This window comes from Kistimonas ophiarachnellae (genome assembly GCF_057552235.1).
In genome coordinates this window covers 85,915-99,772 of the sequence record NZ_BAAJPA010000006.1, presented here as the reverse complement: position 1 = coordinate 99,772, position 13,858 = coordinate 85,915, and the positions used below count along the sequence as shown (strand labels likewise).

Annotated in this window: 13 protein-coding genes and 1 tRNA gene; 13 read left to right on the top strand and 1 reads right to left on the bottom strand. The window is 51.1% G+C overall.

The genetic code is table 11. The features are described 5' to 3' along the window. The first annotated feature begins 69 nt into the window (after positions 1-69). The 10 genes from pheT to AC27K1_RS09045 all read left to right on the top strand — a co-directional run bounded on the left by pheT (position 70) and on the right by AC27K1_RS09045 (position 9,673). Positions 70-2,448 (top strand): phenylalanine--tRNA ligase subunit beta, encoded by a 2,379-nt coding sequence (gene pheT, locus AC27K1_RS09090; protein ID WP_487149971.1) that lies wholly within the window; start codon positions 70-72, stop codon positions 2,446-2,448. Between the two features lie 3 nt (positions 2,449-2,451). After that, a complete protein-coding gene (ihfA, locus tag AC27K1_RS09085; RefSeq protein WP_345196182.1) occupies positions 2,452-2,760 on the top strand; it encodes an integration host factor subunit alpha in 309 nt (102 codons plus the stop codon). After that, positions 2,735-3,109 carry a MerR family transcriptional regulator gene (locus tag AC27K1_RS09080; RefSeq protein WP_487149969.1) on the top strand — a complete coding sequence of 125 codons (375 nt, stop codon included), beginning with the start codon at positions 2,735-2,737 and terminating at the stop codon, positions 3,107-3,109. Before ihfA ends, AC27K1_RS09080 begins: the two co-directional genes overlap by 26 nt. 83 nt (positions 3,110-3,192) lie before the next feature. Further along, positions 3,193-3,351, top strand: coding sequence for a type II toxin-antitoxin system RelE/ParE family toxin (locus AC27K1_RS09075; protein WP_487150265.1), 159 nt, complete (start codon positions 3,193-3,195; stop codon positions 3,349-3,351). 32 nt (positions 3,352-3,383) lie between these two features. After that, positions 3,384-3,461 (top strand): type II toxin-antitoxin system RelE/ParE family toxin, encoded by a 78-nt coding sequence (locus AC27K1_RS09070; RefSeq protein WP_269676005.1) that lies wholly within the window; start codon positions 3,384-3,386, stop codon positions 3,459-3,461. A gap of 92 nt (positions 3,462-3,553) precedes the next feature. Beyond that, the gene (locus AC27K1_RS09065) at positions 3,554-3,754 is read left to right on the top strand and encodes a HigA family addiction module antitoxin (RefSeq protein ID WP_487150263.1); all 201 of its coding nucleotides are present in this window, start codon (positions 3,554-3,556) and stop codon (positions 3,752-3,754) included. 166 nt (positions 3,755-3,920) lie between these two features. Beyond that, entirely contained in the window at positions 3,921-5,174 is a 1,254-nt protein-coding gene (locus AC27K1_RS09060; protein ID WP_487149967.1) for an MFS transporter, read from the top strand. Between the two features lie 185 nt (positions 5,175-5,359). Further along, entirely contained in the window at positions 5,360-8,176 is a 2,817-nt protein-coding gene (locus AC27K1_RS09055; protein ID WP_487149966.1) for an autotransporter family protein, read from the top strand. Positions 8,177-8,649: 473 nt separating this feature from the next. Further along, positions 8,650-9,498 carry a DUF3050 domain-containing protein gene (locus AC27K1_RS09050; RefSeq protein ID WP_487149964.1) on the top strand — a complete coding sequence of 283 codons (849 nt, stop codon included), beginning with the start codon at positions 8,650-8,652 and terminating at the stop codon, positions 9,496-9,498. Positions 9,499-9,596: 98 nt separating this feature from the next. Next, positions 9,597-9,673 (top strand) — tRNA-Pro (locus tag AC27K1_RS09045). A gap of 428 nt (positions 9,674-10,101) precedes the next feature. Here the strand turns inward: AC27K1_RS09045 and AC27K1_RS09040 are convergent. Continuing rightward, the gene (locus tag AC27K1_RS09040; RefSeq protein WP_487149963.1) at positions 10,102-11,505 is read right to left on the bottom strand and encodes a hypothetical protein; all 1,404 of its coding nucleotides are present in this window, start codon (positions 11,503-11,505) and stop codon (positions 10,102-10,104) included. A gap of 609 nt (positions 11,506-12,114) precedes the next feature. On the opposite strand from AC27K1_RS09040, the gene AC27K1_RS09035 reads away from it, so the two are divergent. The 3 genes from AC27K1_RS09035 to bla all read left to right on the top strand — a co-directional run bounded on the left by AC27K1_RS09035 (position 12,115) and on the right by bla (position 13,759). Further along, complete coding sequence (locus tag AC27K1_RS09035) at positions 12,115-12,555, top strand: YqaA family protein (protein WP_487149961.1); 441 nt, start codon at positions 12,115-12,117, stop codon at positions 12,553-12,555. A 113-nt stretch (positions 12,556-12,668) separates the two neighbouring features. Beyond that, positions 12,669-12,887, top strand: coding sequence for a hypothetical protein (locus AC27K1_RS09030; protein WP_487149960.1), 219 nt, complete (start codon positions 12,669-12,671; stop codon positions 12,885-12,887). Further along, positions 12,875-13,759 carry a class A beta-lactamase gene (bla, locus tag AC27K1_RS09025; RefSeq protein WP_487149959.1) on the top strand — a complete coding sequence of 295 codons (885 nt, stop codon included), beginning with the start codon at positions 12,875-12,877 and terminating at the stop codon, positions 13,757-13,759. The genes AC27K1_RS09030 and bla overlap by 13 nt, the downstream gene beginning before the upstream one ends. Positions 13,760-13,858: the final 99 nt, after the last annotated feature.

Below are 13,858 nucleotides of genomic sequence, written 5' to 3'. Positions count from 1 at the left end.
GGATTTGACAGTATTTGAGTGTGTCCTGACGGCATCAAAACACCGTCAGGCGATGAGGACGAACAAAGCATGAAATTCAGTGAACAGTGGTTGCGCCAGTGGGTGAACCCTGAGGCGAGTACCGAGGAACTGGCGGCCAAGATCACCATGGCCGGCCTGGAAGTGGATGGCGTTGAAGCGGTTGCCGGTGAGTTTACCGGTATCGTGGTAGGTGAGATTGTCGCCTGCGAACAGCATCCGGATGCGGACAAACTGCGTGTGACCCGTGTGTCTACCGGCAGTGAAGAGTTCCAGGTGGTCTGTGGTGCGCCCAACGCCCGTGTTGGCCTGAAAGCCCCGTTTGCCACCATCGGTGCGGTATTGCCCGGCAACTTCAAGATCAAGAAAGCCAAGCTTCGTGGCGTGGAATCCTTCGGCATGCTCTGCGCTGGCGAAGAGATGGGCATGGATATTCCGTCCGATGGTCTGATGGAACTGCCTGCGGATGCGCCTGTGGGTCAGGATATTCGTGAATACCTGAATCTGGATGATGCCATTATTGATGTCGACCTGACTCCGAACCGTGGCGACTGCCTGAGCATCGCCGGTCTCGCCCGTGAGGTCAGCGCCAACTACCTGGCGGACGTCAGTGAGCCGGAAGTCGCAGAATGCGCACCGCAGATTGATGACACCTTCCCGGTAAAACTGGAAGCGCCGGCGGGGTGCCCCCGTTATGTGGGTCGTGTGATCCGTGATGTGAATGTTGCTGCAGAAACTCCGTTGTGGCTGAGCGAACGCCTGCGCCGTGCCGGTATCCGTTCCATTGATCCGGTGGTGGATGTCACCAACTACGTGATGATTGAGCTGGGTCAGCCCATGCACGGTTTTGACCTGGATACCCTGTCCGGTTCTATTCGTGTACGTATGGCCGAAGCCGGTGAGCCACTGACTTTGCTGGATGGCTCCGAAGTGAAGCTGACTGACGACACGCTGGTCATCGCTGACGAAAGCAAAGCGCTGGCTATTGCCGGTGTGATGGGGGGCGAGAATACCGGTGTGAGCACCGAGACCCGCAACATCTTCCTGGAAAGCGCGTTCTTCAATCCGATCACTGTCGCTGGCAAGGCTCGTTCCTACGGCCTGCATACAGATTCTTCCCACCGTTTTGAGCGTGGCGTGGATTTCCAGCTGCAGCGCAAGGGCATTGAGCGTGCCACTCAGCTGATCCTTGAGATTTGCGGTGGTAAGCCGGGTCCTGTCTCTGAAGTGGCCAGTGAAGCGGATCTGCCGTCCCTGAAGCAGGTCAATCTGCGTGCCGAAAAGGTAGAATCCCTGCTGGGCGTGGCCATTGAGAATGACCACATCGAAGCCCTGCTGAGCCGTCTGGGCCTGACCCTGACTGCAACCGGTGAAGGCACCTGGACAGTAGCCGTTCCCAGCTGGCGTTTCGATATCAGCATCGAAGAAGATCTGGTCGAAGAGCTGGGCCGTATCTATGGCTACAACAATCTGCCGGAAACGACGCCTGTCGCGCGCGTACAGCTGAAGCAGATCGACGAAGGCCGCAAGGGTATTGAAGTCATGCGTCGTGTACTGGTGGCCCGTGGTTACCAGGAAGCGATCAACTTCAGCTTCATCGATCCTGCGCTGCACAAAGCGTTTGAACCGGAACTGGAACCGGTGGCTCTGTCCAACCCGATTTCCAGTGAAATGTCCGTTATGCGCACCAGCCTGCTGCCGGGTCTGGTAAAAACCGTTCAGTACAACCAGAACCGTCAGCAACAGCGTGTTCGTCTGTTCGAATCTGGTCAGACCTTCGTCACCAGAAACGGTGAACTGGCGCAGGAATTGTGGCTGGCGGGTGTTATCACCGGTTCTCGCGAGCCGGAAGGCTGGACCGGAAACAACACACCTGTCGATTTCTACGACATCAAGGGTGATCTGGAAGCGTTGCTGGCCCTGGGCGGCGATGATCGTGCCTGGTCTTTCCGTACTGCACGTCGTGCCAACATGCACCCCGGCCAGTGTGCAGAAGTATTGCGTGATGGCAAAGTGATTGGTGTAGTGGGTGCGCTGCATCCGTCCCTGGTCAAGCTGATGGACCTGAATGGTCCTGCGTACCTGTTCGAAGTGAACGTGGCTGCCGTTGAGCAAGGGCGTGTGACTGAATACCAGGCACTGTCCAGGTTCCCGGAAGTGCGTCGTGATATGGCGTTGATTGTTGATCAGTCGGTTGCGGCTGGCGACATCGAGCAGATTATCCGTGAGCAGGCCGGTGAATGGCTGAAAACGGTGACGGTGTTCGATGTTTACACCGGTCAGGGTGTCCCGGAAGGACAAAAAAGCCTGGCCCTGGGGTTGACCTTGCAACATCCTTCCCGCACATTTAAGGATGATGAGATTAACGCGTTATTTGCCAGTGTCGTCAGTGCACTGGAGAACGGGGTTAAGGCAACACTGAGGAAGTAAGGGATGGGGGCGCTGACCAAGGCGGAAATTGCCGATTATCTTCATGAAGAACTCGGCTTCAACAAACGCGAGGCCAAGGACCTGGTGGAGCAGTTTTTTGAGGAAATCCGCCAGGCTCTGATCGAGAATGAACAGGTCAAACTGTCCGGTTTCGGCAACTTTGACCTGCGCGACAAAGGTGAGCGCCCCGGCCGCAACCCGAAAACGGGTGAAGAAATCCCCATCACTCCCCGGCGGGTGGTGACGTTCAAACCCGGCCAGAAACTCAGGGCGAGAGTAGAGGCCTATGCAGGAAGCGATACCAGCAATTGAGGAAGGGGAAGGTTCCCTTCCTCCTATTCCCGGCAAGCGCTACTTCACTATCAGTGAGGTCAGTCAGCTTTGCGATGTGAAGAACCACGTGCTGCGTTACTGGGAGCAGGAGTTTCCCCAGCTCAAGCCGGTTAAGCGTCGTGGTAACCGCCGTTATTATATGCGTCAGGATGTGCTGACCATCCGACAGATCCGCAGTCTTCTCTATGAACAGGGTTACACCATCCCCGGTGCCCGCGCCCGGTTATCCGGCGAAGAGGAAAGCCAGGATGCCAGCCAGTTCCGGCAACTGGTCAAACAGATGAAAGCCGAGCTGGATGATGTGCTGGATGTTCTGAAATCCCGCTGAAAATTCCCTCCCCAAAAAAATTGTATAACAAACCTGTTATTGTCGGGTGTTGCGTGGTGCGCTACGCTTTCATTCATGATTAAATCATTAAACACAAAGGGCTGAAACAGTTCTTTGAAACGGGCAAAAAGTCTGGCATCCAGGCAAAGCACGCGAAGAAGCTGAGAATGCAGTTGACTGCAATCGACACCGCCCAGATGCTGGATGATATTGATCTTCCCGGTTTTTACTGCATCCGCTGAAGGGGGATCGTTCGGGGATATGGTCAATTTCAGTGAGTGGTAACTGGCGTGTTACTTTTGAGTTTCGGGATGGCAATGCGTACATCCTTAACTATGAGGATTATCATTAATGGCTATGCACAACCCGCCACATCCGGGTGAATTTATTGAATCTGTCTATATGGAGTCTTACGGGCTCAGCTGCCGGTATCTTGCCGAATAGCTGGGGGTTGCAGCCTCTACGTTAAATCGTGTTATCAAAGGCAAGAGTGCGGTGTCTCCTGAAATGGCATTACGCCTCTCTAAGGTTCTGGGGCGTACACCTGAGAGCTGGTTGAGCATGCAGGATAATTATGAAATCTGGCAGGCAAGAAAAAGGGTAAACCTTTCCAGGCTTCAACCCCTTAAGTTCGTCACAGGCTGATGATATCAGGCGTTGGGCTGACGCTACATTCCAAATACGGTATGCAGCACACCTGATTCGATAGGCTGCTTATACATTCCTGAAAATTTCTTTTCCTTTCACCACAGCCTGTCGTTGGCTGCTCTATATTTCCCGCACTCACATTCATAGACCTTCGGAGCCTGATGTGCGGCAGTTATTGCTGATTACCTGCGTAGGCGCAGTACTGGAATTCTTTGATTTTGCCATTCTGTTCCTGTTTGCGGATGTTTTGACCCGGGTGTTTATTCCGGGGGAAGAGGGCAGTCGGCTCTGGATTTTTGCCATTTTTGCGCTGGGTTATCTGACCCGTCCCCTGGGTGGTTTGCTATTCAGTCACTTTGGTGACCGGATTGGTCGTAAGCGACTGTTCCGTTTGTCGATTTTGCTGATGTCTTTGGCAACACTGGGTATTGGACTGTTACCGGGTCATGCGCTGGTGGGGGGATTGGCACCGGGATTGCTGGTGGCGTGCCGGATTGTTCAGGGATTGTCAGTTGGCGGGGAGTTGCCCGGTTCTATCATTTATGCCGCAGAGCAGGTGCCACCCAACCAGCGCGGATTGGTGACGGCTTCCATTATTACCTCAGCCACGCTTGGGCATGTGCTGGCTGGTGCAGTTGCCATGTTGATTGCCGCGACGCTGACGGAAGCAGAAATCCAGCAGTGGGGTTGGCGTTTGCCATTTTTTACCGGAGGTGCGCTGGGAGTGGCCGGTTACCTGGCGCGACGACACATTGCAGAAACACCACTGTTCATCGCCATCGTGGAGCGTGGAGAGATAGCAAAAGTGCCCTTCCTGCAGCTATGGCGGCATAACCGACAGAACCTGCTAATTGCCATCGGGCTGGTGGCTATTGCCGGAACTGTATCTGCCTTTTGCCTGTTCCTGCCATCCATGATTGCCCAGCACCTGCATTACAGCCATCTGAGTGCTTACGGATTTACGACAACTGCAATGTTGTTATTGGCGGCGGGTACGTTTTGCGCGGGTGTGGTTTCCGACAGGATCGGACGTCGCAGGGTGATTGTTACCGGTTGTGCCGTGTTGCTGTTGTGTATGTTGCCGGCGATTCACTGCCTGTTGGACGGCCACTTCTGGGTACTGTTGATGGTGACGGTCCTGCCGGCATCATTGATCAACGGCTGTTACCAGGCGGCGATTACTGAATTGTTCGATACCCCGGTGCGTTATTCCGGTCTGGCTATCAGTCATAACCTGGGTATTTCGCTTTTTGGTGGTGCGTCGCCTTACCTGATGGAGTTAATGTGTGGTCAGGGTTTTCTTCAGGCGCCGGTGTTATTTCTTGGGCTTGCTGCTGTACTGGCAGGACTTTCCGGGCTGGCTATGCCTTGCCGTTTCCGCATGGGGCTGGATCACTCCATGGAAAATGCAGCTTAAATTTTCCTTTTATTGATGGTTGTCTGGAGACTGCGCAGGCCGTTGAAGGCGCAGTATGGTCCGGCACCATGAAGTGCGTTTCAGGGGAAAGAACTAACGTGTGAATTAAACTATTGTTTGAATTTCACAAGACGCCGTCTATATACTCGGGGAGAAATGTCAACAATAAGAAAGAAGTGTGTATTATGGCTGTAAATAAAAATTTCAAGCGCTCTTTGTTGAGCCTCGCGATTGCTGCTGTTACCTCTTTGTCTGTTTCTACCGCTTCCGCCAGCCAATGTTCGGGCACCCCTGCTTCAGAGGGCGGTGATGTTGTTATCACTACCGATCAGGGTGAAACCTGTGCAGCGGTCACCGTCAGTGCAACACCGGATAACGACGGCAAAGGTCGTGTTGGTAATGTGGCTGTTGAAGGGGCTATCGATGATTCAACTGGTAATCCCGGTCTTTATATTGATGCTACAAATCCGTTTGCAGATGGTGAACCGAATATTGGGAATATTCTGAATACTGGCTCTATTAGTTCCACTGGTGATGGTATTCAAGTGGGTGACTACGATCAGCGTGCAACAGGCATTATTGGAAATATCATCAATGAAGGTGATATCAATATTGAGAAAAACGGGATTGATGTAACGCTCGGTGGCAGTGGTCAGGCAGGTGCTATTGAAAATCGCAGTACTATCCAGTCCTCAGATTCCCGAGGCATGTTTTTCGGTCTGTATGGTACAAGCAGCGTTGAAAGTGTGGTCAACACCGGCTCTATACAGAGCGGTAATGACGATGATGCCGTGGTTATATTTGCAAGAGAAAATAGCTCTGTTGGTTCTGTCACTAACAGTGGTGATATTCAGTCTGGCTACTGGGGTCTGCACGTTAATACAGAGGCGGGTAATGGTGCTGAAGGTGGTCAGGTTGGTTCTGTGACCAATACCGGAACCATAAACGCTATACAAGATGCGCTGTACGTCTTTGCCGAGGCAGGCGCAATCGGAGATGTATTGAATTCCGGGACGCTTGTTTCCCAGACCGAGCATGGGCTTTATATTCGGACTAGTGATGGAGGCACAATTGGTACGGTTACTAATAGTGGCACTGTGACATCTCTTGCGGATGACGATGATGGTGATGGCGCTGTAAGAATTCAGGGAGGAGGGCATACATTCATCAATACCGGTACCATAAACGGAGATGTAGAATTCAGGGATACCGGTAATACCTTCATCCTTGCTGGTGGCAAGGTGAATGGGGACATTGAAGCGGCCCTAACAATGCAAGTGACAGGAAGTGCAGAGTTAACCGGTAATATCGTCGGTGTTCAGCCTTATTACAGTAATTACAACGGGGTAGGATACGTAAACTATTCAGAAGCTGATTACAATGCATTTATTGCAGATGCGACTGCAAGTGCACTGACTATTACTGATTCCGGTCGTTTACAGATTGGTGCTGGCGGTAATGTATCCTATGAAATTGATTTGAACCAGCAGGGTACGCTGGCCGTAACTTTGGGTTCTGAGAATAACCTTCAGAACCAAAGTGCAACCGCGAGGCTATCTCTTGCATCCCAGATCATTAGAAAGGGGGATGAAAACGCTTCCGAACTGGTCACGGTCACTACTCCCAAAGCGACTTTCTCTGATGGCTCTTCTGTCCTGCTAACACCCGATTATCGCGGCGATTTTGCTTATGGTGACACCGAGCAATACCGTGTGCTGAGTGCCGTAGGCGGCATCAGTGGTACACCGACGATAGCGTCTTCTTCCATTCTCTATACTGCCACAGATTCCGGCATCACCGATGGCCAGCACTTAGATGTCACCCTGTCAACAACGGACCTCAGTAACGTCGTGCAGGACAGCACCAATGATGCCACCGTCGTCCAGGTCGCCGGCTTGCTGGAAAGCTATCTCACCAGCATGAACCAGCAAACCGCAGCGGACTTTATTGAGAATGAAAAACTGCTGGATATTTCTGATGCCGATGGGCTGGTCGATTACCTGAAGCAGCAGTATCCGGATACTGATACCAGCGCACTGGCAGCGGTGATTGCCGCCACGGAACAGATGCAGGGCGAGGTGTTCAGCAATGTGCTCGCCCACCTGGCCAGTCTGCGGAACGGTGGTCGTTCGGGTGTGGCGGCAGGTGACCTGGTTGAGGAAGGTGGTGTCTGGCTCAAGGCTATTGCGTCAGAGGCGGACCAGGGCCGCCAGACCAGCAAGGGCGTCAGCTACAACGGCTACAAGAGTCGTTTGGCCGGCTTCAGCCTGGGCGGAGATATCAACCTCAATGACACTTACACGGTGGGCAGTTCCTTCAGCTACGCCGCCGCGGATGTGAATGTGAAAAATTCTTCGTCCAGCAGTGATATCGAAAGTTACCAGGTCAGTCTCTACAGCAACTGGCAGCAGGGTGACTGGTTTGTGGATTCTGTGCTGAACTTTGGTCTCAACAATACCGATAGCACCAGCTACAACGACAGTGTCAAAGGAAGTGCGGACTATGACAGCAAGCAATATGGACTGCTGGTAACGGGCGGTAAAGAGCTTTGGTTCAATAACAGCGATACGCTGGTAGAGCCTCGGGTCAGCCTGGAATACAGTCTGCTGCAAACGGACTCCTATAACCAGACGTTCAGTGATGGCTCGTCGCCGGTTCGGGTCCAGTCTGATGACTTCACGGTTCAGGAGCTGGGTGCAGGAGTGCGGTTGAGTCACCTGTTCGATGTGGAGGGGGGCATCCTGTTGCCGGAAGCGAGCTTCATGGTGTACCACGATTTTGCCGGAGATACCGTGGACTCCACCTTGACCGCAGAAGTGTTTAATCAGTCGCTGACCCTGCGTTCCATTGGTGTAGACCCCGAGCAAACCTCTTATATGGCGGGCCTCGGTGTGGATTACTGGATGGATGATCATCTGAGTCTGTCCGTTAACTATGAGCATCGTTGGGCATCCGGGTTTAAGTCAGACAGCCTGCAGGCCAAGATTCGTTACGATTTTTAATTAACGAGTAATGTCCGCCTCCGATTGGTGTAGGCGTTGAAAAAATAGCGATAGACGTTTTAGCGTCTATCGCTATTTTTCTTTCAGTTGTTTTATCTATTGTCATAACCGTGAATCTTCCGATCAATGTGCCTGATATGCAGGTAGCCAGAAGTTGCTGCAGATGGTGTGCGCCTATTTCTTTCTCTATGTCTTGGACTGTATCTGTTGGTGAACAGTGATGCTTCGTTAGCGCCTTTCAAGGAAGGCTGTGCAGTAGTGGATAAATATAATTGCACGTTCTTCACGAAACATGTCGAAACACTACCCGGGCAAGAGTGGCATAGAGAGACTGTATTCTGTCCTTGTTACAACGTCTGAGCGGGTTATCTCGGCTGGTGTCAAAATAAGGATGCGTGCCAACAACCTGAAAATCGCTAACACCTTGATAAAAAACATGTTAACCACATTGGCCGAAACTGCCGGTCATGGGAGTGAGTGCCGCCGTCGATAGTAACAGCAGTGAACACCACTGGGCCAACAAGGACGGACGCAACATGTTTGACAAGGAACTGGCACACTACCGGCAACGGCTGTTTTCCCACCCACTGTACGAACGCATTGATACCCGGGAAAAGCTGGCCACCTTCATGGAAACCCACGTGTTTGCGGTGTGGGATTTCATGTCGCTGGCCAAGCGCCTGCAACACGACCTCACCGGCATGGCGTTACCCTGGCGCACACCGGTGGATGCCAATGCGGCACGGTTTATCAACGAGATTATCCTCTGCGAGGAAACCGATAAGGATCGTCACGGCCACCCGGCCAGCCATCTTACCCTGTACCTGGAGGCCATGCGGGAGATCGGCGCGGATACATCGGTGTTTGAGGCCTTCCACGACGCCCTGCACAACGGCGTGCCCTGGCAGACCGCTATTCACACCAATGGCATACCGGCCCATGTGCGCGCCTTCGTGACCGATACCCTGACCGTCGCTATTGAGGGCAGCAGCGCGGATGTGGCCAGTTATTTCCTGTTCGGGCGGGAGGATGCCATTCCGGAGATGTTCTCCGCGCTGCTGTCGCAGTGGGGCATTGAGCCTGCCAGCATCCCGGGCATGATGTGGTACCTGGAGCGCCATATCGAGCTGGACGGCGACGAGCACGGCCCGGCGGCGGAAGCGATCCTGCGGCTGCTGACCCAGGGTTCCGAGGATGGCATGGCCCGGGCGCTGGTCATGGCGCGTCAGGCGATTTCGGCGCGTATGGATCTCTGGCAGGGCGCGCTGGAAGCCATCACCGAAACCCGGGTCGGGCAGACGGACCGGCAGCAGGAAGATTAGGCAGGAAAATGGGCCGGAATGTGCGAATCGCAGTTGCCTCGGGACGGTGGTTTGGGTATGATTCGCACCCGTCGTGAGGGCAAGCCTCGCGGTTGTGTCGGAGCGTAGCGCAGCCTGGTAGCGCACCACAATGGGGTTGTGGGGGTCGGAGGTTCGAATCCTCTCGCTCCGACCAGTATTGTCCCTTCAATGCTGGTCTGATTTCTCTTTCCGCTGTTCATCTTCACGCTGTATTACATCATTACAATTGTGCAGTAGCCTGATTACGTGGTCAGGACAATATTTCTGAATATTACGAACTTTCATACATCGGTAAGGCAGCTTCGCCCGGTATGATTCCGTTGCTGTTCGATGCCTTTTGCTGATTCATGACAGTACCCTTATTTCGGGTATGGTTTCACAACGGTTCTGACGCTAATTGTGCTAACAGTGATCTATTCACTGCTGTATTGAATCAGCTTCAACTGATTGAGCATAAAGGAAATGATTAATTGTCATGTCAGCATGGAGGCTATAGACCTGTTCTGTATTTTGTATGAAAACAGGTCTATGAGGCATGTGTCTTTGATATTGGTGTCAGGTTAAAACAGGCAAAGCCTCCCATCAGTGGATGCTCTGAGTTTCATCTTTACGTTTTTCATCAGAGCCCACAACTTTGACCATGATTTGATTATCCGCTGCCGTCATGACGGCAGAAAATATTGTTTGAGTATTTGCCACTGGGGCACTTTGAGTTGGGGTTGATATATATTTGAAAATCGATTCCTGTGTATCGGTCTCAGTAATTTTAAGATAATCAACCATTGCCTCTCTTCGCGATTTTGGTCCCATTCCCATTTTCTCATTCAACAACATATCGTTACCTCCCCATCCTTCTGCAGACTGTCTCTTGTTATAACCGGACGATTCATCCCAATCGATATTTGTTTGCACAACAGCTTTTTTTTCAAGCCCTTCTTGAATAGTGTGCATGGGTTGAGATGTCTGTGAGTGTTTGTCCCTGGAAATAACTAAACCGCCACCGTACTCACCAACGGTTTTATTCGCAACAATAAAGTATACAGGGCTGATTAATGGTTCATCTTTCAGCCTTTTAATGGTGGATCGGAAATTCTCGCTTTTTTCGAGTACATGTCTTAAGAGCATACTCGCTCCCCAGCGATTTGCGTGCCACATTTGTCCCATGGCATTCTTCAACATGCCTGTTGTTTCAGCAAGATCCCCTGGGGAAGAGTCAGGAGTGCGTCGATAGTTTATGCAAACTGCACACTCGGAATTCACTCCGGTAAATAGACCAACCTGCCCTAAAAAAGAAACGCCCTTGAAAATAATTTGTCCATTTCTGACGGCATTGATCTGTAATGTGTAATTGCGGAAAAAGTCTTCATCCCAATCAAGGTTTCTAAATAAAAAAGGTCGGTTTTTTTCATCAATCAAAACACCTGAGGTGCAATACGCACAGGTTTCCATGCCCATATTTATCGCGTAAAGGTCATTAACAGAAAAACCTGTCTGTGATGAGCCTTCAGGAAGTTTACTAATCAACGCCTCAGATAAGCCTTTTAGCTCTTCCCAATATACTCTGTCATGACCTGCAAAAAACGCCCAGCTGGCAAATCCGGTTAATAGTCGTGTGAAGCCAAGTACTGTAGCATTTTTAAGTATCCGCTCAAGATCGTTCCTGAGGTCGCCGATTTGTTCATTAGAATAGTTGCTGACAACTGATCTCCATCTCTCCCTGGGGGGTAAATCCAGGTTTAATTCAAAGTTACAGTGTTGTACTTTAGAGGGCGGATTAAAATCGGCATCTTTGGATGCATTTTTTTGTTCATTTTGGGTTACTTTTCTATTTCTATGATTTATATTTGGTGCTTTTGCGGTTGCTTCTTTTTTTCCTAATATTGATTCGCTAGGAAGAGGTTGTGTATCACCAGAAATAGTATCTAATTCCTGTTTTTCGGGTGTTTTACGGATAGTGCTTTTACAGGATACGTCAATTGATTGCATGCATTACTCCTTATAAATCCAGTAAGAAAACTTTATTAACTTCCTTTGTTGGCACATACAAATATGAGTGGCAATTGTGGTGTCTTATTTGATCAGAATCCATAACAAGATGGTTGGTAATACTAAAACCTGGTCATAAGTCATAATCTGTTGGTTCTGTAGAATTTGCGCTTTTGAGTGATGCATGGCTGGTAGAACGCTTTCTAGATATAATGGCTGCCGCTGACCGGTAAGAGCTGACCTCTGAATTAGATGCGGGCTAGCTTTCATCAGGGCCTCATCCGGCAAGCCTGAGAAAATGATCAGAGGTCAGCGATGGGTATCGATAGCACTGTGTTTGTCGGGCGGGATATGCACAAATATCCATTCCTATTGTCTGTATTGGCAGTGACCATGCTGTAAATAATGACAGTACCACCGGATCATTACATCGCGATATTCATAGTCTGAACCGCTACTGTAAAACAAGGCATTTCGGTTTGTATTTGTAAACAGTCAGCAGTTTTACAGGCATGATATCTACTGCTGACGTATGCCATCTGGAGCTTTCGCTATATAGGGGGTTATTTACGGGGCACTTAATATGTGCTCTGCATACTCGCAGAATCTATGGAATATTTTGCACAACTCGGTTATTTCGGCCTGTTTATCGCCGCCTTTCTTGCCGCGACGATTTTGCCCCTTGGTTCGGAACTGGTGTTGGGGGCATTGTTGCTCGGCGGGCTGTCTCCCGTTGCGCTGGTTGTTGTCGCCACCGTGGGCAATGTGTTGGGTTCGCTGACCAACTATGCGCTGGGCTACTGGGCCAGCAAAGGGGTGATCCAGAAATGGCTGAAAATGTCTGATGAACAATTCCTGCGGGCGGAACAACGTTTCTCCAAATACGGTATCGCCTCGCTGCTGTTTGCCTGGGTGCCGGTGATTGGTGACCCGCTGACCGTGATGGCGGGAATTCTGCGGATTCACCTGCACTGGTTTGTTCTTCTGGTTGCCTTGGGCAAGTTGCTGCGATATATCGTCATTACTTACATGACGTTGCAGGTCGGTTGATTGGGTACTAACGCGTGATACCTCCCATAGCGAGAGTCACCTCTTTCGCATGGGCAAACCTTGCTGTTTTATCGTTTAGTGATCCTGCTGTGGGTCTGTCGTTCGGAGTATCAATGAATATCAGACCTTCAACCCCTGAAGAATCAGACGTTTTCCCTACGTTATATAAAACCACCTTTGATCCCTCCGGGGCTGATCTGGTCGCTAAACTGGCCTGTGATCTGGTCAAGAACCCTTCCACCCAACCGTTGGTCTCCCTGGTTGCTGAGCAGGATGGAACGGTTATTGGTCATGTGATTTTTAGTAAGATCCACACTGTATGTCACTATTGAATATGCGTTTCTCTGTACAAAATATCGTCACGCTGTTTTTGCTGTTGACCAGTACATCTTCTGCCTGGGCGATTGGTATTGACTCTATTGAGCAGGCGGTTAGCCGTGTAGAGAAAACACTCACAGCTCATGTGGGTGTATCGGTGTACGACACTGCGACAAAAGAGAACTGGAGTTATAAGGGGGACAAACGTGTCTCTTTGACGAGCACATTTAAAACCCTTGCCTGTGCCAAGCTGTTGAGTGAAGTGGATAAAGGTAACAGCACACTGAATCAATCGGTGAAAGTTGAGAAAACATCGCTGGTTACGTGGTCTCCAGTGCTGGAAAAGCAGGTCGGTCAGAGCATCACACTCGCACAGGCCTGCGCTGCCACAATGAGAATGAGTGATAATTCAGCAGCCAATATCATCCTGAACCATACCGGCGGACCGCAGGCGCTGACACAGTTCCTCCGTGACCTGGGCGATAAAACGACCAGGCTCGACCGCTTCGAAACCACACTCAACGAAGCCCGCCCGGGTGATCCGAGAGATACAACCACGCCCAATGCCATTACAAGCACTCTCGATAAGCTGCTCTTTGGCAAAGCGTTATCACCAGATGCGCAAGCGCAGTTGATACAGTGGATGAAGGACAATCGGGTGGCCGATAACCTGCTGCGCTCGGTGTTACCACCCCGCTGGCAGATTGCCGACCGTTCCGGTGCCGGTGGTTATGGCTCCCGGGGTATCACCGCCATCGTCTGGCCTGAGAGCAGGGCACCCTTTATCGTGAGCGTCTATATCACGCAAACGGATGCGTCATTTGAGCAGCGTAATGCCGCGATCGTCGAGATAGGAAAAGCGATTTTTTCACACTACGTATCTTAAAAAAGCATTAAAGCATGCTGTAATCCGTCGTTAATCAGGCGGAACGTTGCCTGGTTGTACGGTCGGCGTGTAGTGTTCAATGGTGATAAACACCGAATC